The following is a 24,207-nucleotide window of genomic DNA, read 5'->3' as shown; positions in this document are numbered from 1 at the left end:
GCTGCAAGGTGGAGGACGATTGGTCAGGCGCCTTCGCGGCTCTTGAAGCGGTGCTGATGCGGTTCGGGCGGCATAGTCAGTAACTCGCGAGAATAAATCTCACCGAGGTACTCGATCAGGTTGCGCATCGAGACTACTGCGGTCGGATAGCCCTCATCATCAACCAGCGGAATGTGACGGAAGCCCTCGAGCACCATCTTGCTGAGCGCGAACGCGACATTGGCGTCGGCCGGGAGCGTGAAGGGATCGGGAGTCATCGATGTGGACACCGAGGTGTGAATGAGATCGAGCGGCTGGCCCGCGACCTTCATCAGGATGTCGCGCTCGGTGAAGATGCCCTCGAGGCGGTCGTTCTCCATCACCAGGACGCACGCGCGCCGCTCCTGCTGCATCAGGTGAATCGCGTCGGCGAGGGGGCTCGAGGCGGACACCATCAGCGGCGGCTGCGAGACCACCTCGCTCAGCGCAGTGTTGGCCAGCGCAGACTCGAGAACCTGTGGTCCGGGATGTTCGTCGTCGAATAACTCGCGGTCATCGTCGTCGCCAGGCATTGTCAGCCTCCGATGCCAATTCGGCAAAGACTCAGCCTAGGCGGTTCCACAGCTTAGGGCAAAGGGAACGCGCGGCGCACTTCCCTGATATTTTCGGAGCCGGCTAGCCAGACGCGACGATCATTTCCTCGACGTCTCGAAGGCGATCCTTGCCGAAAAAGATCTCGTTGCCGACGTAAAAGGTCGGTGAGCCGAAGCTGCCGCGCTCAACCGATCGATTCGTGTTCTCGATCAGCTGGTCCTTGACCGGCTTGGTTTCGATCAGTTCGAGGATTTTCGAGGTTGGTAGCCCAGCTTCGTCGAGAGCGCCGCGAAACACGTTGGGGTCGTCCATCTTTTTGGGGTCAGCCCACATGTTCCGGTACATCTCGTCCACATAGCGCTCGAATACACCAAGCATCCGTACGGCGATCGCTCCTCGCATCACCATAAGAGTGTTTACGGGAAAGAAAGGATTGCTCTGAAAACGCGTAATCCCGTGACGCTTGATGAAGCGCGTCATCTCGAGGCGCTCGTACTCGGGCTTATTCTTGATGCCGGCCAGGCTTTGCGCCGGCGAGCGATTGTTGGTCATCTTGAAAACGCCGCCGAGCAACACCGGCACATACTCGAACTTCGCTCCCGTGCGCTTTTCAACTTCGGGAATCACGAGATGGCTCAGGTAGGCGTTGGGACTGCCGAAGTCGAAATGAAATTCTACTTTGACCATAGCGTCACCATTTTTCCCCGAACGGACGAATTTCAAGCTCAAAGGTCCACGCATCGCGCGGCTGCTGGTAGAGCTGCCAATAAGTCTCAGCCACGGCGGCCGGCCTCATGAGGCGCGCGGGATCAAGGTTCTTCATCGCCTCGTCGCCCTCGCGCTCCCTGATTCGGTCGCGGACCCATGCGGTATCGACGCCGGCGTCGATGATGAGATGCGAGACGTGGATATTCTTCGGACCGAGCTCACGCGCGATGCTCTGAGCAACTGCGCGCAAGCCGAATTTCGCAGCCGCAAACGCCGCGTATCCAACCCCGCCGCGCAAGCTGGCGGTAGCGCCCGTAAAAAAAAGCGATCCGCGCCCGCGCGGGATCATCAAGCGCGCCGCCTCTCTGCCCGCGATGAATCCCGAGTAGCAGGCCATCTCCCAGACCTTGCGGAATACGCGGTCGGTGGTCTCGAGTAATGGAAAGTTGACGTTCGCGCCAATATTGAAGATGCAGACCTCGAGCGGCGCGTGCTTGTCGGCGTCATTCAGAAAAGCGGTGAGGTCGTCTTCCTTGCGAGCGTCGAGCGATCGCGCCGAGATTCTGCCGCCGTTTGCTTCGACCTCGGCGACCAACGGCGCGAGCTTGTCGCCCTGGCGTCGGCCCGCGAAAACGGTGAAGCCTTCCGCGGCGAATTTTTTTGCGATTGCGCCGCCGATGTAGTCGCCGGCTCCGATCACTGCCGCAGTCGCATTTCTGTGTTCCAACGGAATACCTCCTCGCGTCTAGGAACGGCGGCCGGCTCGGCGTGGCTTGGCACGCTTGATCACTCGCTTCGCCGTGCTTTTCAATATCAAATCTGAAAGTTGCTCGTCGTTGACTGCACGCGCGAGAATCAGCGCGCCGGCCATGGAAGCGAACGTGGCGATCGCGTCCTCGTAACGGCTGTCGTTGCCGTCGTCAGGCATCAGCCGCGACAGAAATTCGAGGTCGGCCTTTATCTCTTTGGTGAAAGCTTGACGAACGCGACGCGGTTGCCTGGCTATGTCGGTGCCGAGGGCCGCGACCACGCAGCCAGTACCGGGCGCGTCGCGATGTGCGCGCGACAGGTAGCCATCCACGATTGCGGGAAGCGCTCGCATCCCGGGGTTGCGTTCGAGCGCGCGTTGCCAGACACGTTTGCCGCGCGCCAGCGCGAACCGGATCGCCTCTGCCGCGATAACTTTCTTGGATCCGAACTGGCTGTAGAGTCCGCCGTGAGTCAGGCCCGCGTCTTCGGTAATCGCGTCAACCCCGGTCGCGCCGATGCCGTGCTCGCGGAACAGACGCGCGGCGGATGACAGGATTCGTTCGCGATTCTGCGCAGCCTTTTCTTTAGAAACCCGCATCCACCTCTCCGACGTTTACGATTGCTGCTTGACACATATGATTACGAGCGTCATTAATATGCCAAACATGGCGGTCGTCATCAATAGGCAGGGTGAGCATGACTGACACGGCTAAATCGGACAAGGTGTGCGTCGTGGTCGGCGTCGGCGAAGGTCTCGGCGCGGCGCTGGCGGTGCGCTTCGCGGCCGGCTACAAAGTTGCGCTGATCGCCAGGAGTCCCGAGGTCATTGGAAAAACCGCCGGCGAGATCAAATCGGCTGGCGGCATCGCGCTTCCAATCCAGAGCGACGCGACGATCGAGGCCGAAATTGCGGACGCGTACAATCGGATCAATCGCGAACTCGGTCCGGTCGAAATTCTCATTTACAACGGCGGTCGGCGCCCGATGGGCCGTCTGATGGATACTACTCCCAAGGTGTTCGAGGAAACCTGGCGGCTGCATACCTTCGGCGCATTTCTGTGGGCGCGGCAAGTAGTGCCTGAAATGCTCTCGCGCGGCGGTGGCGCGATTCTGATCACAGGCGCGACTGCGGGCGTCAGGCCGTGGCCGACCTCGGCAGGTTTCGCGCCCGCCAAGTTTGCGGTGCGCGGACTCGCCGAAGTGATGTCGCGCGACCTTCATCCGCAGGGCATCCACGTCGCATACGTGAACGTGGACGGCGGCATCGATATGCCTTTGCTCAGGAAGTTTCGCCCGGAGACAAAGGACGAAGATCTGCTCAAACCGTCGGCGATCGCAGATGCATTCTGGTACCTGGCGCATCAGGATCGGAGCGCGTGGAGTCACGAGCTCGATATCAGGCCCTTCAAGGAAAAATTCTAGGCAAGAGGAGCCGCGACCACTGCTATGACCCATGATCTAACTCTTTGGGGCGTAGGAACCAGCCGCACCATGCGGCCTCATTGGATGCTGCTCGAACTAGGTCTGGAGTATGAGTTCCACGCGATAGGTTCGCGCACGGGTGAGACCAGGACGAATGAATTCCTGCGGATCAATCCGCGGCATAAGATTCCCGTCCTTCGTCATGGATCTTTTGTACTGACCGAGAGTGCAGCGATTATTCAGTACCTTAGCGAGACCTTTACGAGACCCGAAACGATAGATGTCCCGCGCGATGCCGAGAGCCGGGCTGCCCTCAACGAGTGGTGCTATTTTATCGCGACGGAACTCGACGCGGGCTCGCTCTATGTTATGCGACGTCACGTAGGACTCGAGCACATCTATGGAGCGGCGCCACAGGCGGTTGAAGCTGCCAGGAACTACTTTACAGAGAATGCGGAAGCGATGGCACCGAGGATCGCAAAGTCGGGAAAATATCTTATGGGCGATCAATTCAGTGTCGCCGACATCCTTCTGATGACCTGCCTGGATTGGGCGGTGACGGACCGAATACCTTTATCCGATACTTTGCATGAATATCGTTCCCGTGTTGCTATACGGCCGGCGTATCAGAAGGCTCTCGAAAGAAATTTTCCGCCGAGAGGGTAGATGAAATGGGACCGATAGGACACCAGGAGTAAAGCGATGGCCGGTGCGCTTGACGGAATCCGAATACTTGATCTGACGACGATGGTTGCCGGCCCGGTCGCGACCATGATGCTGGCTGACCAGGGCGCGGACGTTATCAAGGTTGAGTCGCCGCGCGGTGATCTTATGCGTCACTTCAGCCGTGGCCGCAATGGGATGAATGCACCCTTTCTAAGCTGCAACCGTAACAAGCGCTCGTTGGCGCTCGATCTCAAGTCGGACGATGGTCTCCAGGTACTCAAGCGGTTGATAGCTACCGCGCAGGTGTTCGTTCATAACTTCCGTCCAGGAATCGCTGAGCGTATGGGTATCGGTGAAGAGGCAGTCAGAGCTGTTCGACGCGACATAGTGTACGTATCGATCACTGGCTATGGGATTAAGGGGCCCTACGCTAATCAGCGTGCTTATGATCCGGTGATCCAGGCTATGTCCGGCCTTGCGGATATTCAGCGTGACAGGGACACCGGGCGCCCGAGGATGGTGCGCACTATCATCGCGGACTACACCACTGCTTTGACAGCAGCGCAGGCCATAACCGCGGCTCTCTTCACGCGCGAGCGATCCGGTGAAGGTCAGCATGTGCGGCTATCCATGCTCGATGCAATGATCTCCTATCTGTGGCCGGAGGCGATGCCCAGCTTGACCTTTGTAGGTGCCGAGACCGACCCCTCTGACGGCGAAGTGGGTCCTGATCTCGTATTCGCGACGCAGGACCGTTACATAACAGCGGCCGCGCTATCGGACGACGAGTGGGCCGGCATTTGCCGAGCGCTCAAACGAGAGGACCTTATCGACGATTCCCGCTTCAAAACCGCGCGCGATCGATCGATAAACGCGGTCGAGCGGCGCACCATAACCTCAACCGAGTTGGAGAAATGGCGCGCTGACGAAATCCTGCCGCGACTGCTCGCCAACGATGTTCCATGCGCGCCGGTCCGCAGCCGTTTCGAATTGCTGCAAGACGAACAAGTCCGCGAGAACGATATCCTCCAGGAGTTTGAGAACAAGGAATTCGGGAAAGTGCGAATGCCGCGGATGGCGGCGCAGTTCGATCGCACTCCTGCTACAGTCCGTACCCTCGCACCCTTGCTGGGCGCTGACAACGCGACCATCCTCGCGGAGCTTGGCTACGACGCAAACGATATCGCGCGCTTTGAAGGCAGTAGAGTCCTGCACAATCAATCGAAGAAGGAATCTGCCGGTGGATAAAAAGAATCCAGTTGCAGTCGTGACCGGAGTAGGTCCTGGAACTGGCGCAGCGATCGCGCGCCGCTTCGCGCGCGGCGGATACTCGGTTGCGATGCTTGCGCGAAATCGCGATCGCCTCGCCTCCCTCGAGCGCGAGATTCCGAACTCGTATGCGTATCAGTGTGATGTTACAGACGAAACGCAACTCGACAAAACCCTTGACGCGATCCGCGCCAAGCTCGGGACGCCGAAGGTGTTGGTCCACAATGCGGTTGGCGGCGCGTTCGGGAACTTCCTGGAAATCGACCCGAAAGTGCTTAATCAGAACTTCCAGGTGAACACGATGGCGCTGCTGTATCTCGCGAGGCGCCTGGCACCCGCGATGGTCGCGGCTGGAGAAGGCGCTATCATCGCCAGCGGCAATACCTCTGCTCTTCGCGGCAAGGCCAGTTTTGCAGGGTTCGCGCCGACCAAGGCCGCGCAACGGATTCTCGCGGAGTCGATAGCTCGCGAGCTTGGACCCAAGGGTGTGCACGTTGCCTACGTCCTGATCGACGCGGTTATCGACCTGGAGTGGACGCGTAAGCGCTTTCCCGACGCTTCCGATGAGTTCTTTATCAAACCCGCTGCCATAGCCGACGAAGTTTGGCACGTCACGCATCAGGATCGCAGCGCATGGTCCTTCAATGTCGAGATAAGGCCGTTTCGCGAGACCTGGTAAGCGATAGGTCTTACCGAATAGGACTACTCATGAGTGATCTGCGAATATTTTCTTACCTGCCTAACCCACGCATTTGGAAAGCCACTATTGCGGCGCGTCTTTGCGGCGTCGACGTCGAGGTAAGAGGAAGCTCGCCTAAGGAATTACAATCATGGCTTTGGGACTTTGACGCGCACCCGCTATCGGGCAGCGATTTGACGACATCTGCTGATACTCAGACTGGCAAAGTCGGTTTCACTGGAACTCTGCATAAGACTGCCGCCTTCATGGAGGCGCATCCATTTGGCACAGTCCCAGCCGCTTTTAGCCCCGACGGAAAGACCGGCATTTTCGAATCTAACAGTATCATGCGAGCTGTGGCCCGCCTCGGCGAAAAGCGGTTCCCGCTCTATGGCCGCGATGCCTATGAAGCCTCGCGCATCGACAGTTTCCTCGATGCGAGTCTGGTGTTCGCGCGCGACTCGCAGATCTATCTACTTTCCTTAATCAGCGGGACAGTTACGACTGAGATTCACTCGAGAATGCGCGATGGATTCAAGGTCTACCTGGGTGGAATCAATCAGTCTTTGTTACCCAACCGCGATTTCCTGGTAGGCAACAGTATTACCATTGCGGACATCTGCTTCGTAGCCGAACTAGCACTGTTCTCTAATGAAAAGGCCCGACCAGGCGAACTAATAAAGAAGGGTTTGGAACCTATTCTGCATGATGGCATCGATGCAGAATGTCCGCTGGCCTTTGCTCATTTTGCAAGGCTTACGAAGCACGCGGCGTTCGCTGCTGACTTAGAGCCATATCTGAAGAAAATTGAGTCTTCGCGAGCAGCCCATACTGACCGCTAGCAATCCAGCTTTTGCGCATCGATTCGTTCATCATCCGAATCATTGATTGAGTCGTAGCAGTGTCGTTGAGCCTCGGAAACGGTTCATCAGGGATAGGCACGTCGAGGAAGCGACACAGCGGCGCCTATCCTTCACGCACCTCGAACTCGAGCAGACGCGCCGGATCGACAGAATCGCGGACGTCTTGATTGTGCCGCTTGAACACTTCGTTCAATGCCATGAGTACGACTCCCCTCCGGAAGCGTTCGAGTCACACTACCATGTCGAAATTAATTGGTGGAGCTGACGCGGATCGAACGCGCGACCTCCTGAATGCCATTCAGGCGCTCTCCCAAACTGAGCTACAGCCCCACCGTTGGCGAGATTTTTCAGCTAATCGGATACAGGACTTGGAGTCAACCGACCGGTTCAATCAAACCCGTAAAGTGCGGCGACTATTTCCCGTTTAGCGCCGTTCGAGAATCGGCGTCAAGCGCGCGTCAGTCGCGGGAGCGATCGAGCAGTTCGCGCGCGGCGCGGCGGAATTTCTCCGACACTTCGCCGCCGAGCATGCGCGCGATCTCCTCGGTCCGATCGCCGGGTTCCAGAACCGCGACCCGGCTGCGAGTCGAGCCGCGCCGCTCTTCCTTCTCGACGGTGAGATGACGGTCAGCGAACGCCGCGATTTGCGCGAGATGCGTGACGCATAGAATCTGATGAAAACGCGAGAGCTGCTTCAGTTTGCGGCCAACCACCTGGGCGACCGCGCCACCGATTCCAGCGTCCACCTCGTCGAAGATCATCGTCGCGACGCCGCGGCGTTGCGCCTCGAGGCGTTTGAGCGCCAGCATCACGCGCGAGAGTTCGCCGCCCGAGGCGATTCTGAGCAGCGGCATCGCGGGTTGGCCGACGTTCGGCGACAGGTGAAACTCGACGGTATCGATACCGAACGGGCCGAGTGCAGCGCCGGCGTGCACGAAGCCGGCATCCTCCGAGCCGAGCTCACCGAGGCGCGGCTCGAATCCAGGCGAGCGCATTCCGAGCGATTTCAATTCAGCTTCCATCTTGCGGCCAAGTTCGGCGGCAGCACGCTTGCGAATCGAGGACAGTTTGTGTGCGTGCTCGACGAGTTCGTCGAGCGCCGCTACCATCGCGGCCTCGACCTGCGCCTTCGACTCGCCAATTCCCTCGAGCTCGCCAATCTCTGCTCGCGAACGCTGCAACGTCTCGAGAGCGGTGTCGATTGAGCCGCCATATTTGCGTTTGAGCCGGGTAAGTTCCTGGAGGCGGTTATCGATTTCCTCGAGCCGCGCGGGGTCCGCCTCGATTTTGGACGCATACGCGCCGAGCGCGCGCGCTGCCTCCTCGAGGTTTGCGCGCGCCGACTTGATCATCTCGAGTGCATCGCCCAGTTTCGGATCGAGCGCTGCCGCGTCGAGCAGGCGCACTTCGGCGCGCGAAACCGTCTCGGTCGCCGAGCCGTCGGCGCCGTAGAGCGCCTGCTCGGCCTCGAGCGCGGCGTCCGCGAGCTTGCTTGCGTTGGAAAGTACCGTTCGCTCGCGTGAAAGCGCTTCATCTTCGCCCGGGACGAGGCCGGCGCGCTCGAGTTCCGTCGCGCGAAATCTTGCGAGCTCCAACAAATCCGCACGCTCGCGCTCGCGCCGGTTCAGTTCCTGAAGGCGTACGCGAATTTCTTCGGCGCGCGAGTAGCGTTCGCGATACGACGCGAGTTCGTCGTCGAGGTTTGCATAGCGATCGAGAATCTCGCGATGGCTTTCGGCGCGGAGCAGCGAATGCTGTTCGTGCTGTCCGTAAACCTGGACCAACGACGCGCCGATCTTGCCGAGGCTCTGCACCGTGGCGAGTTCGCCGTCGATCGTCACGCGCGAGCGTCCACCGCCCTCGGCTATAACTCTGCGCACCAACAACTCCCTGCTCCCGCCGTCGTGTTTGCCAGCGGCCAGTTCAGGCATCGCGGTCTCGCCCTCGAGCTCGAACAGACCTTCGACCACTGCTTCCTTCTCGCCGGCGCGAATCATATCGGGTGACGCGCGCGAGCCGAGCAGCAATCCGAGCGCGTTGAGGATGATGGTTTTGCCGGCGCCGGTCTCGCCGGAAAGCACGTTGAGGCCGGCGCCGAACTCGAGATGGGCTTCCTCGATGATCGCGAAGTTGCGTATGTTCAGTTCGAGCAGCATCCGGGAAGCGCGCGGCTATCCCCAGTGGAGCTTGTCGCGCCAGATTTCAAAATACGGATGAGCGGACCGGATCAGTGAAACGAAGTGGCTTCCTCGGTGAATTCTGATCACGTCGTCCGGCCCCAGTTGCGACGACTCCTGGCCATCGACGGTGAAAGTCGTGTCGTGATCGGGCGCCTTGACGTGAATCTCGATTTCGTAAGTGTCGGGCAGCACCACCGGCCGGTTGCTGAGGGTATGCGGACAAATTGGCGCGAGCACGATCGCACCCAGAGTCGGATACACGATCGGCCCGCCCGCGGAGAGTGCGTACGCGGTCGATCCAGTGGGCGTCGCGATGATCAAACCGTCGGCGCGATACGAACAGAAGGCGGTATGGTTGGCGACCACGTCGAGTTCAAGCATCCTGCCGAGCGGACCTTTGCCGACGACCACGTCGTTGAAGGCCTGGAACGATTGCGGGATTTCCTCGGACGCGCGATCGACGATCGCCTCGAGCATGATGCGTTGGTCGACCTCGTAGTCGCCCGCGAGCACACGCCCCAATGCGGCGCGCGCCTCCGTGATAGTCACTTCGGTCAGGAAGCCGAGGCCGCCAAGATTCACGCCGAGGATTGGAGTGCCCTCCGACGCGACCATCCGCGCGACGCCGAGCAGCGTGCCGTCGCCGCCGAGCACAACTATCAGGTCGGCACGATCGGCCAAGTGATGTCGTTCGACGCCCTCGGCGCCGATTTTCTTTGCAGTCTCCGAATCGGCGATCGGGATCTTGTGCTTGGCGCGAAGAAAACGGGTGAGGGTTCGCGCGATTTTGATCGCTTCTGGACGCTCGCGCTTGACGACCAGGCCGACCGTCTTTATTGACCGCTTCGCCGACGCCATCAGATGCTCATCATGCGCTGAAATCCGGGGTGACGCGAAAGTCCTGCGCACATCTCAGTTTCCCTGGGGGATTCTCGGAATCTTATATGCGGTGCCCGGGGCGGTCGGATTTTCCCTGCCGTACACAATCGCGACTGAATCGATGTAGTAGCCGGTGGCCGTTTCGGTGGTCTGCGCCTTGCTCGTGAGTACGACGATCGCATCGGCACCGGTTTCGCAGGCCTTGCGCTGCACGGCCGGCAGCACGTCGGCCTCATCCGCATAGCGGTTTCCCAATGCCTCGACGATTGCGACTTTGCGAAAATCTCTCAGCGGTTCGTGCCGCAACACCGGCATGTCACAATCAGGCGGCTTGGCCGCGCGACCGGAAGGCTCGACTTCCGAAAGCGTCACCTGCGGCGGCAGCGATACGACGTGAGCGCATCCCGCGGCGGCAATTGCCAGTATGATGATTGCTATTCGCACGAGTAATGAAGTATCCACCGATGAGCGCCGCGGGCAAGAGCGATTGCACCAATTCCCGCCGCTCGCTTTGGACGTCCTTTCATATAAAATCGCGATGCGCTCGCGTTCCTCAGACGCCGGCACGAAAAGGCAGCATCTCAACGGTGGCAAAAATCGGCAAACCAGGTCGTCCATTGCTCGGCGCGCATATGTCGGTCGCCGGCGAAGTCGGTGAGTCGCTGAACCGCGGCAAGCAGGTCGGCTGCGAATGTATCCAGATTTTCACCAAGTCGTCGCGGCAGTGGGCCTCGAAGCCGTACACCAATGATGAAATCGAAAAGTTTAAGCGCAATCGGATCGACACCGGCATCACCACCGTGATCGCGCACGATTCCTACCTGGTGAATCTTGGCGCGCCGGATGAAGCGATGCGGCTCAAGTCCGTCAACGGAGTCATCGACGAACTGAATCGATGCGAGGCGCTCGGCGTGAACGTTCTGGTCGCGCATCCCGGCGCTCACGTCGGATCGGGAATTGAAACCGGTATCAAGACGATTGCGAAGTCGATCGACGAGGCGCACAGCGCGTGCAAAGGCTTCAAAGTGAAGCTGGCGCTCGAAATCACGGCCGGGCAGGGCAGTAATCTAGGGCACACGTTTGAACAGATGGCGCAGATTTTCGACGCCGTCGTCGAGAATGAGCGGCTGCGGCTCTGCTTTGACACTGAGCACGCATTTGCCGCCGGCTACGACATTCGCACTCCGGAAGGATATGAAAATACATTCGGCGAGCTGGATAAATTCGTCGGTCTCAACAGACTTGCCGCGTTTCATCTGAACGATTCGATTAAAGATTTCAATTCGCGCGTCGATCGACATCAGCATATCGGGAAAGGATTTATAGGACTCGACGCGTTTCGCCGGCTGCTCAACGATCCGCGATTCTTTGGATTGCCGATGTGCCTGGAGACGCCCAAAGGACCCGATATGAAAGAGGATATCGAGAACCTCACTACATTACGCAGTTTGTTCGCCAACTGACTATTTGACAGATGATTAAACGAATACTCACTGGAGACCGTCCAACCTCGCCATTGCATCTCGGCCATTACGTAGGATCCCTGCAAAACAGGGTACGCTTGCAAGAAGAATACGATACCTACTTACTGATAGCTGATGTTCAGGCGCTGACTGATAATTTCGAGCATCCCGAGAAACTCGAAGCCAATATATTCGAGGTTGCGCTCGATTACCTGGCGGTGGGTATCGATCCGGAGAAAGTGAAATTCGTCGTGCAGTCGATGGTCCCCGAGCTGACCGAGCTGACGATTTATTTCATGAACCTGGTCACGACCGCGACGCTCGAGCGCAATCCCACGCTCAAGGAAGAAATCAAGCAGAAGAATTTCAGCAAGGGTTTGCCGGTTGGATTTTATACGTATCCAATTTCGCAAGCCTCGGACATCACGATCTTCAAAGCGCATCTGGTGCCGGTCGGCGAAGACCAGCTGCCGATGATCGAGCAGGCGCGCGAGATCGTCCGACGCTTCAACCGCATGTACGACAAGGTCCTGATCGAGCCGAAAGCGCTCGTCGGCGAAGTGGCGCGGCTACCCGGGACCGACGGCGGCGCGAAAATGGGCAAGTCTCTAGGCAATTGCGTCTACCTTGGCGACCCGCCGGACGTCGTGCGCCAGCGCGTGATGTCGATGTATACCGACCCCACGCGGCTGCATCCCACCGATCCCGGCCACGTCGAAGGCAATCCGGTGTTCACCTATCACGACGTATTTAATCCGGATAAGGCGGACGTCGAGGATCTTAAAGAGCGGTACCGCAAGGGGACGGTCGGCGACGTCGAGGTCAAAGAGAAACTGTTCAAGGCGCTGAACGCTTTCCTGGAACCGATTCGCGAGCGGCGCGAGCAGTTCGCGTCGAAGCCGGAGCATGTGCGCGAGATCATCGTCGAGGGTACGCGCAAAGGGCGCGCCGTCGCGCAGGAAACGATGGCCGAAGTACGCAGTGCGATGAAGATCAGTTACAAGTTTTAGATCACTTTATTGAATGTGAAACCCGCGGTGGGTTTCACGCTTCCTTCGGCAGGGGTGACCCCTGCACCCGCTGATAATCGCGAAATGGCGAGGACGCCATTTCGCTCTCAGGTTCTTTTCCCTGTGTCATTCAGCTCTTGAGTCATTCAGAGCGAAGCGAAGAATCCCGGATCCTTCTTTGCCTCTCCCGCCGACGCGCGTCCGTGCGCGGCGGGTGAGCGACCGAATTTCGAAATCTCGCTAGTACGACTTTGCGAAGTATGCGCGCTCGGTTGCCGGCTCGCCGCATACCAGGCATTTGCCTGCGACGCCGTCGTTCGTGAGCGGGATTGCGCGGCAGGTTGCCTTGGTCTCTTCGCGAATCTTCGTTTCGCAGACGGGATTACCGCACCAATAGATGTCGGCGAATCCGCCGCCGCCTTCACCTTCCATGTGTTTGCGAAACGCCACGTAGTCGTCGAACTTTCGCGTGTTCGCGACCATCGCAGCCTTGGCCTGCGCGTAGAGATTTTTCTGAATCTCGTCGAGTAGTGCGGTAACTGTTTGCGCGAGCGTGGCGAGCGACGTCTTGCCCTTCGACTCCGGCCCCGACTTGTCGCGCCGCGCCAGTACTGCTTCGCCGGACGCGACGTCGCGCGGTCCAATCTCGATTCTCACCGGCACGCCGCGCATTTCCCAGTCGTTGAACTTGAATCCCGGGGTCATTCCTTCGCGCTCATCAATTCGCGCGCGAATTCCCGCCTTTGTCAGCGCATCCAACGCAGTACGTGCCGCGACGAGCACCGTCGCACCCTCCTCGGGTTTGCGAAAGATCGGGACGATGACTGCCTGCGTCGATGCGACCGTCGGCGGCAACCGCAGTCCCTGGTCGTCGCCATGCACCATCACGATCGCCCCGATCAGCCGGGTGGTCATGCCCCAACTGGTCTGCCACACGAACTGCATCTGATTTTGATCGTCGAGGTAGCGGATCTCGAACGGCTTCGCAAATTTCTGCCCGAGGAAATGCGAGGTGCCGCATTGCAGTGCGCGTCCGTCGCCCATCAAGCCCTCGATGGTGTAGGTCTCGACGGCGCCCGGGAACCGCTCGGCCGCGCTCTTGCGTCCGACGATAAGCGGAATCGCGAGAAAGTCCTCGACGAACTGCCGATAGACTTCGAGCATCCCGAGCGTTTCGCTCTGTGCTTCCTCAGCCGTCGCGTGCGCCGTGTGCCCCTCCTGCCAGAGGAACTCGGTGGTGCGCAGAAATATGCGCGTGCGCATTTCCCATCGCACCACGTTGCACCATTGATTCAGCATCATCGGCAAATCGCGATGCGATCTGATCCACTGCGCGAACATGTGGTTGATGATCGTCTCGGAGGTCGGCCGCACGACCAGCGGCTCTTCGAGCTCCTTACCGCCTCCGTGCGTGACGACCGCAAGCTCGGGCGCGAACCCCTCGACGTGTTGCGCCTCCTTTTGCAGGAAGCTTTGCGGGATGAACAGCGGGAAGTATGCGTTGCGCGCGCCAGTTTTCTTGATGCGGCGGTCGAGCTCGTCGCGCAGCGCCTCCCAAATCGCAAATCCATCGGGACGAAACACGATGCATCCGCGCACCGGCGAGTAGTCCGCCAACTCCGCGCGCAGGCAGATGTCGTTGTACCACGCCGCGAAATCCTCGCTGCGCGGAGTTACCTTCTTGTCGTTCTGCTTTGGTGGTTCTTTCGCCATTCGTCTTGAGTCACTACTTTGATTATCGTCAATTGATACAGTCTCCGGACAAAACCGGCTGGAATCAACTTAGTCTGGAGCGTGCCCGAGGTGAAAGTCACCATGAAGCTGAGACCCCGAATAGCTGCCGTCGGACTTGCGGTAGCGACTCTCGTCGCGATGTCCGGTCCGGCGTCGGCGCAAAGCGGCGAGAATATTTTCGCTAAGCGGACGATTGAAGTTGACGGCACCGGCGAGGCGCGCACGTCTCCTGATACTGCGGATCTGGATCTCGCGATCGATACTCACGCACGGACGGCCGAGGAAGCCGCGAGTAATAACGCCGCGCTGGCCACGAAGGTGATCGACGCGCTCAAGGCCAAGCTCGGCGACAAGGGCGAGATTACCACCGGCGGCTATTCGCTGGACCCCGAATACGATCAGCGCCCGAACGCGAAGCCGACGATCATCGGCTACAACGCACAAAACACCGTGACGGTGCATACCGGCGCGCTGGACCTGGTTGGCGCGCTGATCGATAGCTCGATTGCGGCGGGCGCGAATCGCGTCAACTCGCTCAGCTTCAGCGTCAAGGACGGCACCAAGGCGCGCACTGAAGCGATCGCGATTGCGACTCGCGACGCCCATGCGCAGGCCGACGCGCTCGCGTCTGCCCTGAATGTGAAGCTCGGCAAAGTCCTGAAGGCGACGACGGTGTCGCAAGAGCGGCCGATTCCAATTCGTATGGGACGGGCAATGGCGGCGGCCAATGTCGCGACGCCGGTCGAACCCGGCCAGGTCACCGTGCCGGCGACGGTTTCTCTCACCTTCGAGATTGAGTAGGTTCTGCACTTATTGCGATGCTGAAGCCTGGCGATCCCGCTCCGCCGTTCGATCTTGAATGCGCTCTTGATGGGCGTACCGCACGCTGCAGTCTCGCGAAGATTTCCACCGAGCTGGTTCTGATCTTTTTCTATCCGCGCGATTTTTCGTTCATCTGTCCGACCGAAGTCACCGGCTTCAATAGGGCGTTGAAGGAATTCTCTGCCGAGGACACCGCTATCGTCGGCGTCAGCATCGACAACGTGGACAGCCACCTTCGATGGGCGCGCGAGCTCGGCGGAATCGGCTACCCTCTGCTCGCCGACCCCGACGGCAGTCTCGCGCGGGCGTACGGCGTCTTCGACGACAATGAAAAAGTCGCGTTGCGTGCGACCTTCATCCTCGACCGCAAACGCAAGGTTGTGTTCGCCGCGTCATGCCCGTTGAACGTTGGACGTAGCGTCGTCGAGACGCTTCGAATCGTGCGCGCGCTCCGCACCGGCCAACTCTGCCCCGCCGATTGGAAGGCGGGCGTCGAGTTCGGCCCAACTGATCGCGACTTCTAAGGGCGAGCTTGGCCACAGTCGATCCCGCGGAAAAAAGGCGGCTCTTCGAGCGGCTTTCGAGCATCCGCGAAATTGTCTTCGGCGTGCAGGACGGCGTGCTGACCACCGCCGGCGTGCTATGCGGGCTCAGCGGCGCCGTCTCACAGCATTCGCAGGTCGCACTCGCCGCGCTCGCCTCGACTGCGGCCGGCGCGCTTTCGATGGGTGCGGGAGCCTATCTGGGCGCGCGTGCGGAAGCCGAGGTGTTGCGCGCCGAGCTCGATCTCGTACGCGCCGACGCCGCCGAAAAGCCGTACACCGTCCAGGAAGGTTTGCTCGACGAGCTGTGCAAGGAGGGCCTCAGTCGCGAGACCGCCTTCCGCGTGGTCAGGTTGCTGAGCACCGCTCCCAGAGCTCTCGAATCGACCGCCGAGGCAAAAATGTTCGGGCTCGGCGGCCCGCTGCTCGGCAGGCCTGCCCTGGATGGAGTCGTGATGGGCATCGCGTTCCTGGTCGGCGCGGTCGTTCCGCTCTTGCCGTACATGTTGATAACAATCCCGTGCTACGACCTTGGCGGCGCGCTCGTCGCCACCGCGCTCACCCTGTTCGGTGTGGGATATTTCGAAGGATGGCTCGCGCATCGCAACGATCGCTGGCGTTCGGGCGTGCGCTTTCTTGCAATCGCGATGAGCGCTGCCGCCGCCGGCTACCTGATCGGACTCGCGATCTCGCCACTCGGTGCAACCGCAGGCTAACCTTGTTTGCGTGAAAATTCCCGCGTACTCATCGCTGGCCTCATTTCTGGCGCACTATCACGCCCTCAAAACGGCGCCGTCCCGCAGTCCCGATGACGAAAAGCTGTTCGCTGAAATGTCGGCGGCGATCTCGACGCTCGCGCCCGAAGCTCGTGCCGCTCTCGATTCAACCGAAGACACTGGCAGCGCTCGACGCCATCGCGATCGCGCCGAACTCCAGCTCCGCCGCGAGCTTGCCGCGCGCGGGATCATCGCGGGCTGAACGATGCTCGCTTACCTGGTACGACGAATAGTGTTCGGAGCCGCAGTCCTGATTGGGACTTCGATCATCACGTTCGCGATCGCCTTCGTTGTTCCAGCCGACCCCGCGATCGCGATGGCCGGGGCGAAGGCCGACCCGCAAACTCTTGCAACCATCCGGACCGAGCTGGGTCTCGATCAGCCGGTTTACGTCCAGTACGCGCGCTACCTCAATCGCGCGATTCACGGCGACCTCGGCCGCTCATACATTCGGCGCGAGAACGTGACCACGCTTATAGCTGATCGTTTCCCCGCGACCGCCTTGCTCGCCGGTGCCGCCATGGCGCTCTCTTTGATCCTCGGAATCGCGATGGGCGCGATTGCCGCCGCGTATCGCGGCCGCGCCGCCGACAATATCCTACTCGTGATATCGCTCGCGCTCGTGTCGATCCCGGTGTTCTGGCTGGGCACGATGCTGCTGATCGGCGTCGCCGCCACGATCCGCTCGTTTCCACTCGGCGGCTATAGTGGCGCAACCAGCTTGATCCTGCCGACCCTGACGCTTGCGCTCGGCTCGGCCGGCTACTATTCGCGCGTCCTGCACACCAGCCTCTGCGACGCGTTCGATCAGGATTACGTGCGCACTGCACGCGGCAAGGGTCTCTCGCGCGCCCGCGTGATTCTCAAGCATGCGATGGCAAACGCACTGCTGCCCCTGGTCACTCTCGCCGGTCTGGATCTCGCGGGCCTGCTTTCGGGCGTCGTGCTGACCGAGACGGTTTTCAACTGGCCTGGAATCGGGCGCCTCGCGGCCGACGCGATTTTCAATCTCGATATCCCGGTGATCATGGGCACCGTGCTGTTCTCGGCGTTCCTGATCGTCGTCGTCAACCTGCTCGTCGATCTGCTTTACGCATGGCTCGATCCGCGCATTCGGCTGGCGGAGACCGGATGAATATCCGCCGTTACCTGACGCTCGAAACCGTAGGCGCTGCGATGGTCATCATGCTCGTGATCGTCGCCGTCTTTGCACCGATGCTCGCGCCGCACGATCCCACGATCGTCGTCGCGCCGACCTTTGGCGATCCCGGCGCGCCTTCGCTCAAATTTCCGATGGGTACCGACGAGCTTGGCCGGGACGTCCTCTCGCGAATAATCTTCGGCGCGCGAATTTCGTTGACCGTCGGCGTCGCCGCGATGGCCGTCACGATGACTATCGGCATCGCCATCGGCCTGTGCTCGGGATTCTTCGGCGGAGCTGTGGATTTTATTCTGATGCGTTTCACCGACTTGATGCTGTCGCTGCCGCCACTGCTGCTCGCGATGGCTCTGGTGGCGGTGCTGGGGCCGAGTCTGCGCACGATCTTCATCGTCATCGGGCTGGTTTCGTGGACGTCGATCGCGCGCGTGGTGCGCGCCGAAACACTTACGATGTCCCGGCGCGATTTCGTTGTCGGTGCCGAAGCTCTTGGCGCGCCGTCGCGCCGATTGATCGCGCTACATATCCTGCCGAACGTCTTGCCGATTATTATCGTGATGGCGGCCCTGCGAACCTCCGACACTTTGTTGCTCGACGCTGCGCTCAGCTTCCTCGGCCTCGGCGTGCCGCCGCCAACGCCGAGTTGGGGCCGCATGATCGAAGAGGCGACGATCTATTTCCGCACCGCGCCGTGGCTTGCGACGTTCCCCGGTCTCGCGATCTTCTGGGCGGTGCTCAGCTTCAATCTTTTCGGCTACGGATTTTTGCGCCGGCGCTCGCAATGACGCGTCGAATAATCATTCCGGCGGTCATCGCGATCGCATTGGCTGCGGGATGCGACGGCGGCCCACCTCCGCTCAACTTGCCACCGCACGCGATGGTGTTGCGCCTGGCAGACGCCGACGACGTCCCGACACTCGACCCGGCCGCCGGCTACGACACCGTTTCATGGACTTTCGAGCAAGCGATTTTCGACACGCTGGTTCGCTACGGCGACGGTAACATCGAGCTCGAACCCGATATCGCAACCACTTGGCAGAGTTCGACCGACGCGACGACTTTCACTTTTCATCTACGCGCCGATGCCCGCTTTTCCGACGGACGCACCGTCACCAGCGGCGACTTCCGCTATGGAATCGAGCGCGTGCTGAATCCCGCGACGCGTTCGCGCGGCATGGAGTACTACCGCGGCATCGCAGGCGCGGCAGACTTCGCCGCGCATCGGAGTGCGCACGTCAGCGGTATCGAGACGCCGGACAATACGACGATCATTTTCCATTTGAGTGCGCCCGACCCAATCTTCGGCCACAAACTCGCAATGCCGTTTGCGTCGGCCATTCCGCGCGATGTCGCGGAGAAGTGGGGCGACGATTTCTCGCGCCACGTCGTCGGCAGTGGCGCGTTCATGCTGCGCGATTGGATTGGCGGGCAGCGAATTGTGCTCGTGAGAAATCCGTATTACTTCGCCAAACCGTTGCCGCATCTCGACGCGATCGTCGAGTCAGTTGGCGTGAATCAGGAACTGCAATGGCTGCGCTTCGACGCCGGCCAAATCGACGCGGTGGTCGATATTCCGCCGGCCGAGTTCCCCTACGTCATGAAAACTCCGGCGCTGCGAAATCTAACGCTGGCGAAGACGACGGTCACGACCCGCTACCTCGGCATGAACTGTCAGATGTGGCCGTTCACCGACGTTCGCGTGCGCCGCGCTCTGAGTTATGCGATCGATCGCCACAAGCTGATCGCAATTTTGAACGGCCGCGGCGTGGTCGCTCACGGCGTCATGCCACCGAACCTGCCCGGCTACGACGCCGATCTCGAGGGTTACGACTACGACCCAGCGAAAGCGCGTGCGCTGCTCGAGGAAGCGCATCTCGCGCACGGCTTCGAGATTGAAATCTGGATGCGCGCCGACCAGACCCTGCTGATGCTTGCGCAATCTATCCAGCAGGATCTTGCGCCGCTCGGCATCCGCGCGAAGTTGAAACCTGTGGCATGGGGTCCGTTCCTCGAAGCGATTCGGCAGCCGAAAACCGTGCAAACCTTCATGCAAGGATGGGAAGCTGATTTTCCCGACCCCGAAAATTTTCTCGGCGCGTTGCTCTCGCGCGCGCAGTGGGGCGCCAACAACGACAGTTTCTATTCCAATCCCGAGGTCGAACGGCTTCTCAGTGAAGCCGAGCCAATCGCCGACATGAAAAAGCGCTACGCGCTCTACGACGAGGCCGAGAAAATCGTCGTCGCCGACGCGCCGTGGGTTTTTCTGTATTATCCGGTGACCTACATAATCCGCCAGCCATGGGTGCACGACTACGTAATCAACCCGATGCGCCCGACCCGCTTCGAGCACGTCTGGCTCTCCGCGCATCCGGAATAGGAAGAGCGACAAGTGCGCGCGATTTCGACTATGATCCGAAAATCAGGATGAGGAGCTAAACCATGATTACACAGGGCGACGATTATCCGATTCATCAGACGCCAGAGCCGGTTCAGCAGGTATTCACCAGCGACCGCAACTTTTACGATCGATTTTTTTTCAACGGATACTTCCGCGAGGGCGAGCCGTACTTCGCCGCCGCGATGGGAATTTATCCAAACGTCGGAATCATCGACTGCGCGTTCAGCGTCGTCGCCGGCGGCGTGCAGCATTGCGTGCGCGCGTCGCGAGTGCTCGGCGCCGAGCGAATGGACACGCGAGTTGGCCCGATCTCAATCGAGATCGTACGCCCGATGCGCTCGATGCGCCTTCGCGTCGATCATGAAACCGTAAAGGCCGACCTGATGTTCGAGGCTCGCGCCGATGCGATCGAGGAGCCTCGCTTTTCGCGCCGCAACGGTCCGCGGCTCATCATGGATCTGACGCGCTTCACGCAGCACGGCGGTTACAGCGGAAGCCTGACTGTCGCTGGCAAAAAGTACGAAGCTCAACCATCGCGAGTATGGGGTTCGCGCGATCGTTCCTGGGGTGTGCGCGGAATCGGCCCGCAGGATCCGGCGGGAGTGCCGTCACCGACGCCCGTGATGGGGCAGTTCTACTGGCTCTGGTCGCCGACGAATTTCGAGGACGTCTGCACGCATTGCGACTGCAATGAAAATGCCGACGGCTCGCGATGGCACCAGTTCGGCGCGGTCACGCAAGCTGAGCTCGGCGCACCGCTGGATCTCGCAACTGGGGTCGATTTCAACATCAACTACGCCCCCGGAACGCGCCACGCGAAGACTGCCGAGATAATTTTGCGCAGCCCGCGTGCCGGCGAAAGCCGCATCGAGCTGAAGCCGCTCTACAACTTCTACATGCAAGGCATCGGCTACTTTCATCCGAAGTGGGGCCATGGAATGTACGTCGGCCCCGACGTCTCAACCTACGAGTCATTCAAAACCGCCGACGTCAACGAGCGCGACCTGATGCATCAGCACATCCAGGCCGTCTGTCAGGCAAAAATGGGCTCGCGCGAGGGCATAGGGATTCTCGAGATGGCGATCCTCGGGCCGCACGAGCGTAGCGGCTTCAAGGAATTTCTCGACATGCACAAGTAGCGGACTGGCCGCGGCGTCGTTAGTTCCTGAGCTTGCCGAGCATGCGCCCGACGAATCCTTCGGCTTTTTCTCTTCGACGGGCGCGGGCTCGCGGCCTTCCTTCAGCGCCGCGAAAATTTCTTCGACTTCACCGTCAACCGGGAATCGGCCAGTACTGGATTTCGAAAAGACCAGCCGTCCGTTCACGATCACGTCGAATTGGCCCGATTTACCGGCGGTGATTTCCGCCTTCTCGCCAAATTTGGAATCCAATGAGGCGGCCAGACTGGCCGCACGCGGTTTGTAGCCTCAAGCAGAGCAGTAGAGAATTTCTGTCGCCATAATTAGAGCCTACCGCCTATCGAGCGCCGAACAAACTACCTGCCGTTGGGAATATCGACGAACACCGCCGCCGCGACCACCGACGACCACAAGCCGTCGCGATCGCCAATCGCCGATTGCGTCACGTTCCGCGTCGTTACGATCTTGTCCGACATGCGCCACAGATCCTTGCGCTCGTCGTAACTGAGGTTCGGATCGAAATCGACGCCGAGAATTGTCGCGAGCATCATCGCCGCTAAATCCTCGGCGTAATCGCCCGCCTTCTGATCGGTCTCGCCCGTGCTGTGATGCTCCGACAGGTATCCGTACTGCGCAGGATTGCTCGGCAGCGCGACGCCCACCGACGACGCGATCAGCCGATGTGGTTCGTTGGTCGCGTTGTCACTCATGACGGCGAAAACAATTTGCCCCGGTGTCAGGTACTTCAGGCCTTCCTGCTGGCTGAGCAATTTGCAGTTCGGCGGAAAAATCGATTTGACGCGCACGAGGTTGAACTCGGCAATTCCGGCGGAGCGCAACGCGAGTTCGAAAGAAGTCAGCTTCTCGCGATGCCGTCCCACGCCTTTGGTCAGAAATGTCCCCTTCGGGATCGGCCCCATTTATTTTCTCCCCGATCGATCTCGCATTTTCACGGTCCGCTTTTCTTTTATACGAATCCGGCCGCCGAACGCTACACGGTGTTCACCGGCGAGTATTCGCCGAAGACTTTGCGCATCGCGTCCGAAATTTCCCCCAGCGTGCACCATCCTCGCACCGCATCGACAATCGGCGGCATCAGATTATTTCCGTCGCGCGCGGCGGACTCGACTCGCGCGAGCGCCTTCTTCGCCGCCTCTGCGTTTCGTTCCGCGCGCACGCGCGCAACGCCCGCCTTCTGTTTCTCTTCGAGCTCCGGTTTGACCCGCAGAATTTCTCCCGGCGGTTCGCCGCCCCCCGTAAACTGATTGACCCCTACGATAATTCGCTGCTTCGTTTCAATCTCGCGTTGATAAATGAATGCGGCGTTCTGAATTTCACGCTGCATGTAGCCGCGCTCGATTGCCGCGACCGCGCCGCCGAAGTCGTCGATCTTCGACAGGTACTCGGCCGCCTTTTTTTCCAGCTCGGTCGTCAGCCGCTCGACGTAGTATGAGCCGCCGAGCGGATCGATCGTGTCAGCCACGTCCGACTCGTGCGCGATCAGCTGCTGCGTGCGCAGCGCGAGCAGCACCGACGATTCGGTCGGCAGCGCGAGCGCCTCGTCCTTGGAGTTCGTATGGAGTGATTGTGCTCCGCCGAGCACTGCGGCCAGCGCCTGCATCGTCACGCGCACGACGTTGTTGTCCACCTGCTGCGCGGTGAGCGTCGAGCCCGCGGTCTGCGCATGAAACCGCATCATCATCGAGCGTTCGTCTTTCGCCCCGAAGCGCTCCTTCATTATCTTCGCCCACAGCCGCCGCGCCGCCCGGAACTTCGCGACTTCCTCAAAGAAATTATTGTGTACGTTGAAGAAGAACGACAAGCGGCTCGCGAACGCGTCTATCTGCAGACCCGCCTTCAGCGCTGCGTCAACGTACGCGATTCCGTCGGCAATCGTGAACGCGAGTTCCTGCGCCGCGGTCGAGCCGGCCTCGCGGATGTGGTAGCCGGAAATCGAAATCGTGTTCCAGTTCGGAACTTCCTTCGTCGCAAAACTGAAAATGTCCGTAATGATCCGCATCGAGCCGCGCGGCGGATAAATGTACGTGCCGCGCGCAACGTATTCCTTCAGGACGTCGTTCTGGATTGTGCCGTTGACCTTGCTCCAACTGACCCCGCGGCGCTCCGCCACGACCAGGTACAACGCCAGCAGGATCGACGCGGTCGCGTTGATCGTCATCGAGGTTGAAATTTTGTCGAGCGGAAGTTCGGCGAGCAGCACGTCCATGTCAGCCAGCGAGCAAATCGGCACGCCGACGCGTCCGACTTCGCCCTCCGCCAGCGGATGATCCGAGTCGCGGCCCATCTGCGTCGGCAGGTCGAACGCCACCGACAGTCCCGTCTGCCCCTGCTCGAACAGGTAACGATAGCGACGGTTCGATTCCTCCGCGCTGCCGAAGCCCGCGTACTGGCGCATCGTCCACAGCCGCCCGCGATACATCGTCGGCTGCACGCCGCGCGTAAACGGATACTCGCCGGGAAAGCCGAGGTCGTTCACGAAATCGAAGCCGTTCAAATCCTCGGGATCATATTCGCGCTTTACGTCGATTCCCGAGCTGGTGACGAAGTTCGCCTTGCGCTCGGGCCCGCGCTTCAGCGAAGGATTGAGCTTGCGCTCTTCCCAATTCTTGCGCGCATCCGCGATTTTGCGATCGTCTTCCGGCATCGTCCTACTCGATAACGATCATAAGTTGGCCCTTTTCGACCGCCTGCCCCGCGACCACCTTCACTTCCACGACCTTGCCGGCCTTGGGCGATTTGACTTCATTTTCCATCTTCATCGCTTCGACCACGATAATTCCCTGGTCCACTTTGACGTCGTCGCCCGCCGCGACCAGCACGTTCACGACTCGGCCCGGCATCGCGGATTTTATTTCCACGCGCCCGCTGACTTCGCGCCGCTTGCCGGCCGCGCGCGCTGTTCGTCGAGCGGCGTCGGCGACTGTCAGCCGCGTCGATCGGGTTCGTGACGCGACCACGGTCTCCTCGCCGTCGCGCGCTACGTCAAAATCGAACGAGCGATTATCGACGATCACCGAGAAAGAAACCGGCCCGACCTTGCGCAAATCGGCTTCGAAACTGTCCTTGCCGAACCGAATCGAAAACGAGTCCGCGGCGAGCTCTTCAATCTCGATTTCGTGTTCGGTGCCGTCAAGAATCGCGACGTATCGCATCT

At 60.1% G+C, this 24,207-nt stretch carries 26 protein-coding genes, 1 tRNA gene and 2 pseudogenes; 15 read left to right on the top strand and 14 right to left on the bottom strand.

All coding sequences use genetic code 11. The features are described from left to right. Positions 1 to 23: 23 nt before the first annotated feature. From WB650_RS07925 to WB650_RS07910, 4 genes are all read right to left on the bottom strand, one after another. Positions 24 to 551: a cyclic nucleotide-binding/CBS domain-containing protein gene (locus WB650_RS07925; RefSeq protein ID WP_422301003.1), complete on the bottom strand. Its 528-nt coding sequence runs from the start codon at positions 549 to 551 to the stop codon at positions 24 to 26. 103 nt (positions 552 to 654) lie between these two features. Then, positions 655 to 1,260 carry a 2-hydroxychromene-2-carboxylate isomerase gene (locus tag WB650_RS07920; protein WP_422301004.1) on the bottom strand — a complete coding sequence of 202 codons (606 nt, stop codon included), beginning with the start codon at positions 1,258 to 1,260 and terminating at the stop codon, positions 655 to 657. A 4-nt stretch (positions 1,261 to 1,264) separates the two neighbouring features. After that, positions 1,265 to 2,008: an SDR family NAD(P)-dependent oxidoreductase gene (locus tag WB650_RS07915; protein ID WP_422301005.1), complete on the bottom strand. Its 744-nt coding sequence runs from the start codon at positions 2,006 to 2,008 to the stop codon at positions 1,265 to 1,267. Positions 2,009 to 2,026: 18 nt separating this feature from the next. Next, a complete protein-coding gene (locus tag WB650_RS07910; RefSeq protein WP_422301006.1) occupies positions 2,027 to 2,629 on the bottom strand; it encodes a TetR/AcrR family transcriptional regulator in 603 nt (200 codons plus the stop codon). 98 nt (positions 2,630 to 2,727) lie between these two features. Between WB650_RS07910 and WB650_RS07905 the strand changes: the two genes are divergently transcribed. The 5 genes from WB650_RS07905 to WB650_RS07885 are packed head-to-tail and all read left to right on the top strand — an operon-like array spanning position 2,728 to position 6,909. Further along, on the top strand, positions 2,728 to 3,453 hold the full coding sequence (locus WB650_RS07905) for an SDR family NAD(P)-dependent oxidoreductase (protein ID WP_422301007.1): 726 nt from the start codon (positions 2,728 to 2,730) through the stop codon (positions 3,451 to 3,453). Positions 3,454 to 3,477: 24 nt separating this feature from the next. Then, on the top strand, positions 3,478 to 4,119 hold the full coding sequence (locus WB650_RS07900) for a glutathione S-transferase family protein (protein ID WP_422301008.1): 642 nt from the start codon (positions 3,478 to 3,480) through the stop codon (positions 4,117 to 4,119). Positions 4,120 to 4,155: 36 nt separating this feature from the next. Beyond that, positions 4,156 to 5,367: a CaiB/BaiF CoA transferase family protein gene (locus WB650_RS07895; RefSeq protein WP_422301009.1), complete on the top strand. Its 1,212-nt coding sequence runs from the start codon at positions 4,156 to 4,158 to the stop codon at positions 5,365 to 5,367. Next, positions 5,360 to 6,067, top strand: coding sequence for an SDR family NAD(P)-dependent oxidoreductase (locus WB650_RS07890; protein WP_422301010.1), 708 nt, complete (start codon positions 5,360 to 5,362; stop codon positions 6,065 to 6,067). Before WB650_RS07895 ends, WB650_RS07890 begins: the two co-directional genes overlap by 8 nt. A gap of 29 nt (positions 6,068 to 6,096) precedes the next feature. Beyond that, positions 6,097 to 6,909, top strand: a complete 813-nt coding sequence (locus tag WB650_RS07885) for a glutathione S-transferase family protein (protein ID WP_422301011.1) — start codon at positions 6,097 to 6,099, stop codon at positions 6,907 to 6,909. On the opposite strand, the pseudogene WB650_RS07880 reads toward WB650_RS07885, so the two are convergent. From WB650_RS07880 to WB650_RS07860, 5 genes and pseudogenes are all read right to left on the bottom strand, one after another. Next, positions 6,824 to 7,129, bottom strand: a pseudogene (locus WB650_RS07880) (sulfotransferase). The gene WB650_RS07885 and the pseudogene WB650_RS07880 sit on opposite strands and share 86 nt — an antisense overlap. 54 nt (positions 7,130 to 7,183) lie before the next feature. Beyond that, a tRNA-Ala gene (locus WB650_RS07875) sits at positions 7,184 to 7,260 on the bottom strand. A gap of 128 nt (positions 7,261 to 7,388) precedes the next feature. Then, positions 7,389 to 9,086, bottom strand: a complete 1,698-nt coding sequence (gene recN / locus WB650_RS07870) for a DNA repair protein RecN (RefSeq protein WP_422301012.1) — start codon at positions 9,084 to 9,086, stop codon at positions 7,389 to 7,391. A 15-nt stretch (positions 9,087 to 9,101) separates the two neighbouring features. Then, positions 9,102 to 9,968 carry an NAD(+)/NADH kinase gene (locus WB650_RS07865; protein WP_423960067.1) on the bottom strand — a complete coding sequence of 289 codons (867 nt, stop codon included), beginning with the start codon at positions 9,966 to 9,968 and terminating at the stop codon, positions 9,102 to 9,104. 54 nt (positions 9,969 to 10,022) lie between these two features. Next, positions 10,023 to 10,451 carry a hypothetical protein gene (locus WB650_RS07860; RefSeq protein ID WP_422300772.1) on the bottom strand — a complete coding sequence of 143 codons (429 nt, stop codon included), beginning with the start codon at positions 10,449 to 10,451 and terminating at the stop codon, positions 10,023 to 10,025. 125 nt (positions 10,452 to 10,576) lie between these two features. Here WB650_RS07860 and WB650_RS07855 point away from each other — a divergent pair, with 125 nt between their 5' ends. Continuing rightward, entirely contained in the window at positions 10,577 to 11,452 is an 876-nt protein-coding gene (locus WB650_RS07855; RefSeq protein ID WP_423960065.1) for a deoxyribonuclease IV, read from the top strand. Between the two features lie 11 nt (positions 11,453 to 11,463). Further along, on the top strand, positions 11,464 to 12,462 hold the full coding sequence (gene trpS, locus WB650_RS07850) for a tryptophan--tRNA ligase (protein ID WP_423960064.1): 999 nt from the start codon (positions 11,464 to 11,466) through the stop codon (positions 12,460 to 12,462). Positions 12,463 to 12,702: 240 nt separating this feature from the next. Here trpS and proS read toward each other — a convergent pair whose 3' ends face one another. Next, positions 12,703 to 14,175, bottom strand: coding sequence for a proline--tRNA ligase (proS, locus tag WB650_RS07845; protein WP_422307543.1), 1,473 nt, complete (start codon positions 14,173 to 14,175; stop codon positions 12,703 to 12,705). A 102-nt stretch (positions 14,176 to 14,277) separates the two neighbouring features. Between proS and WB650_RS07840 the strand changes: the two genes are divergently transcribed. From WB650_RS07840 to WB650_RS07805, 8 genes are all read left to right on the top strand, one after another. Then, entirely contained in the window at positions 14,278 to 14,997 is a 720-nt protein-coding gene (locus tag WB650_RS07840; RefSeq protein WP_422307545.1) for an SIMPL domain-containing protein, read from the top strand. A 17-nt stretch (positions 14,998 to 15,014) separates the two neighbouring features. Continuing rightward, on the top strand, positions 15,015 to 15,542 hold the full coding sequence (locus tag WB650_RS07835; RefSeq protein ID WP_422307547.1) for a redoxin domain-containing protein: 528 nt from the start codon (positions 15,015 to 15,017) through the stop codon (positions 15,540 to 15,542). An 8-nt stretch (positions 15,543 to 15,550) separates the two neighbouring features. Then, the gene (locus WB650_RS07830; protein WP_422307549.1) at positions 15,551 to 16,276 is read left to right on the top strand and encodes a VIT1/CCC1 transporter family protein; all 726 of its coding nucleotides are present in this window, start codon (positions 15,551 to 15,553) and stop codon (positions 16,274 to 16,276) included. A 10-nt stretch (positions 16,277 to 16,286) separates the two neighbouring features. Continuing rightward, positions 16,287 to 16,538, top strand: a complete 252-nt coding sequence (locus tag WB650_RS07825) for a hypothetical protein (RefSeq protein ID WP_423960060.1) — start codon at positions 16,287 to 16,289, stop codon at positions 16,536 to 16,538. A 3-nt stretch (positions 16,539 to 16,541) separates the two neighbouring features. Further along, positions 16,542 to 17,471 (top strand): ABC transporter permease, encoded by a 930-nt coding sequence (locus tag WB650_RS07820; protein WP_422307553.1) that lies wholly within the window; start codon positions 16,542 to 16,544, stop codon positions 17,469 to 17,471. After that, positions 17,468 to 18,280 carry an ABC transporter permease gene (locus tag WB650_RS07815; RefSeq protein WP_422307555.1) on the top strand — a complete coding sequence of 271 codons (813 nt, stop codon included), beginning with the start codon at positions 17,468 to 17,470 and terminating at the stop codon, positions 18,278 to 18,280. The genes WB650_RS07820 and WB650_RS07815 overlap by 4 nt, the downstream gene beginning before the upstream one ends. Then, on the top strand, positions 18,277 to 19,872 hold the full coding sequence (locus tag WB650_RS07810) for an ABC transporter substrate-binding protein (RefSeq protein ID WP_422307556.1): 1,596 nt from the start codon (positions 18,277 to 18,279) through the stop codon (positions 19,870 to 19,872). Before WB650_RS07815 ends, WB650_RS07810 begins: the two co-directional genes overlap by 4 nt. Before the next feature lie 62 nt (positions 19,873 to 19,934). Then, positions 19,935 to 21,032: a hypothetical protein gene (locus tag WB650_RS07805; RefSeq protein ID WP_422307558.1), complete on the top strand. Its 1,098-nt coding sequence runs from the start codon at positions 19,935 to 19,937 to the stop codon at positions 21,030 to 21,032. A 129-nt stretch (positions 21,033 to 21,161) separates the two neighbouring features. On the opposite strand, the pseudogene WB650_RS07800 reads toward WB650_RS07805, so the two are convergent. From WB650_RS07800 to WB650_RS07785, 4 genes and pseudogenes are all read right to left on the bottom strand, one after another. Continuing rightward, positions 21,162 to 21,308 (bottom strand): annotated as a pseudogene (locus WB650_RS07800) (Rdx family protein); the annotation flags it as partial. Between the two features lie 80 nt (positions 21,309 to 21,388). Continuing rightward, positions 21,389 to 21,952 (bottom strand): pyruvoyl-dependent arginine decarboxylase, encoded by a 564-nt coding sequence (locus WB650_RS07795; protein WP_422307560.1) that lies wholly within the window; start codon positions 21,950 to 21,952, stop codon positions 21,389 to 21,391. Positions 21,953 to 22,023: 71 nt separating this feature from the next. Further along, entirely contained in the window at positions 22,024 to 23,697 is a 1,674-nt protein-coding gene (locus tag WB650_RS07790) for an acyl-CoA mutase large subunit family protein (RefSeq protein WP_422307562.1), read from the bottom strand. A 4-nt stretch (positions 23,698 to 23,701) separates the two neighbouring features. Further along, positions 23,702 to 24,205, bottom strand: coding sequence for a biotin/lipoyl-containing protein (locus WB650_RS07785; protein WP_422307564.1), 504 nt, complete (start codon positions 24,203 to 24,205; stop codon positions 23,702 to 23,704). Between the last annotated feature and the right edge of the window lie 2 nt (positions 24,206 to 24,207).

The organism is Binatus sp. (SeqCode) (assembly GCF_049584895.1).
GTDB lineage: Bacteria > Desulfobacterota > Binatia > Binatales > Binataceae > Binatus.
Note: the sequence above shows the minus strand (reverse complement) of the source record. Positions and strands in the feature narration are given on the sequence as shown.

Excerpts from the sequence above, each read along its gene's own strand:
- WB650_RS07925 (WP_422301003.1), bottom strand. The coding sequence starts at position 551 with ATGCCTGGCGACGACGATGACCGCGAGTTATTCGACGACGAACATCCC.
- WB650_RS07920 (WP_422301004.1), bottom strand. The coding sequence starts at position 1,260 with ATGGTCAAAGTAGAATTTCATTTCGACTTCGGCAGTCCCAACGCCTAC.
- WB650_RS07910 (WP_422301006.1), bottom strand. The coding sequence starts at position 2,629 with ATGCGGGTTTCTAAAGAAAAGGCTGCGCAGAATCGCGAACGAATCCTG.
- WB650_RS07905 (WP_422301007.1), top strand. The coding sequence starts at position 2,728 with ATGACTGACACGGCTAAATCGGACAAGGTGTGCGTCGTGGTCGGCGTC.
- WB650_RS07900 (WP_422301008.1), top strand. The coding sequence starts at position 3,478 with ATGACCCATGATCTAACTCTTTGGGGCGTAGGAACCAGCCGCACCATG.
- WB650_RS07895 (WP_422301009.1), top strand. The coding sequence starts at position 4,156 with ATGGCCGGTGCGCTTGACGGAATCCGAATACTTGATCTGACGACGATG.
- WB650_RS07885 (WP_422301011.1), top strand. The coding sequence starts at position 6,097 with ATGAGTGATCTGCGAATATTTTCTTACCTGCCTAACCCACGCATTTGG.
- recN (WP_422301012.1), bottom strand. The coding sequence starts at position 9,086 with ATGCTGCTCGAACTGAACATACGCAACTTCGCGATCATCGAGGAAGCC.
- WB650_RS07865 (WP_423960067.1), bottom strand. The coding sequence starts at position 9,968 with ATGGCGTCGGCGAAGCGGTCAATAAAGACGGTCGGCCTGGTCGTCAAG.
- trpS (WP_423960064.1), top strand. The coding sequence starts at position 11,464 with ATGATTAAACGAATACTCACTGGAGACCGTCCAACCTCGCCATTGCAT.
- proS (WP_422307543.1), bottom strand. The coding sequence starts at position 14,175 with ATGGCGAAAGAACCACCAAAGCAGAACGACAAGAAGGTAACTCCGCGC.
- WB650_RS07840 (WP_422307545.1), top strand. The coding sequence starts at position 14,278 with ATGAAGCTGAGACCCCGAATAGCTGCCGTCGGACTTGCGGTAGCGACT.
- WB650_RS07835 (WP_422307547.1), top strand. The coding sequence starts at position 15,015 with ATGCTGAAGCCTGGCGATCCCGCTCCGCCGTTCGATCTTGAATGCGCT.
- WB650_RS07820 (WP_422307553.1), top strand. The coding sequence starts at position 16,542 with ATGCTCGCTTACCTGGTACGACGAATAGTGTTCGGAGCCGCAGTCCTG.
- WB650_RS07815 (WP_422307555.1), top strand. The coding sequence starts at position 17,468 with ATGAATATCCGCCGTTACCTGACGCTCGAAACCGTAGGCGCTGCGATG.
- WB650_RS07810 (WP_422307556.1), top strand. The coding sequence starts at position 18,277 with ATGACGCGTCGAATAATCATTCCGGCGGTCATCGCGATCGCATTGGCT.
- WB650_RS07805 (WP_422307558.1), top strand. The coding sequence starts at position 19,935 with ATGATTACACAGGGCGACGATTATCCGATTCATCAGACGCCAGAGCCG.
- WB650_RS07795 (WP_422307560.1), bottom strand. The coding sequence starts at position 21,952 with ATGGGGCCGATCCCGAAGGGGACATTTCTGACCAAAGGCGTGGGACGG.
- WB650_RS07790 (WP_422307562.1), bottom strand. The coding sequence starts at position 23,697 with ATGCCGGAAGACGATCGCAAAATCGCGGATGCGCGCAAGAATTGGGAA.
- WB650_RS07785 (WP_422307564.1), bottom strand. The coding sequence starts at position 24,205 with ATGCGATACGTCGCGATTCTTGACGGCACCGAACACGAAATCGAGATT.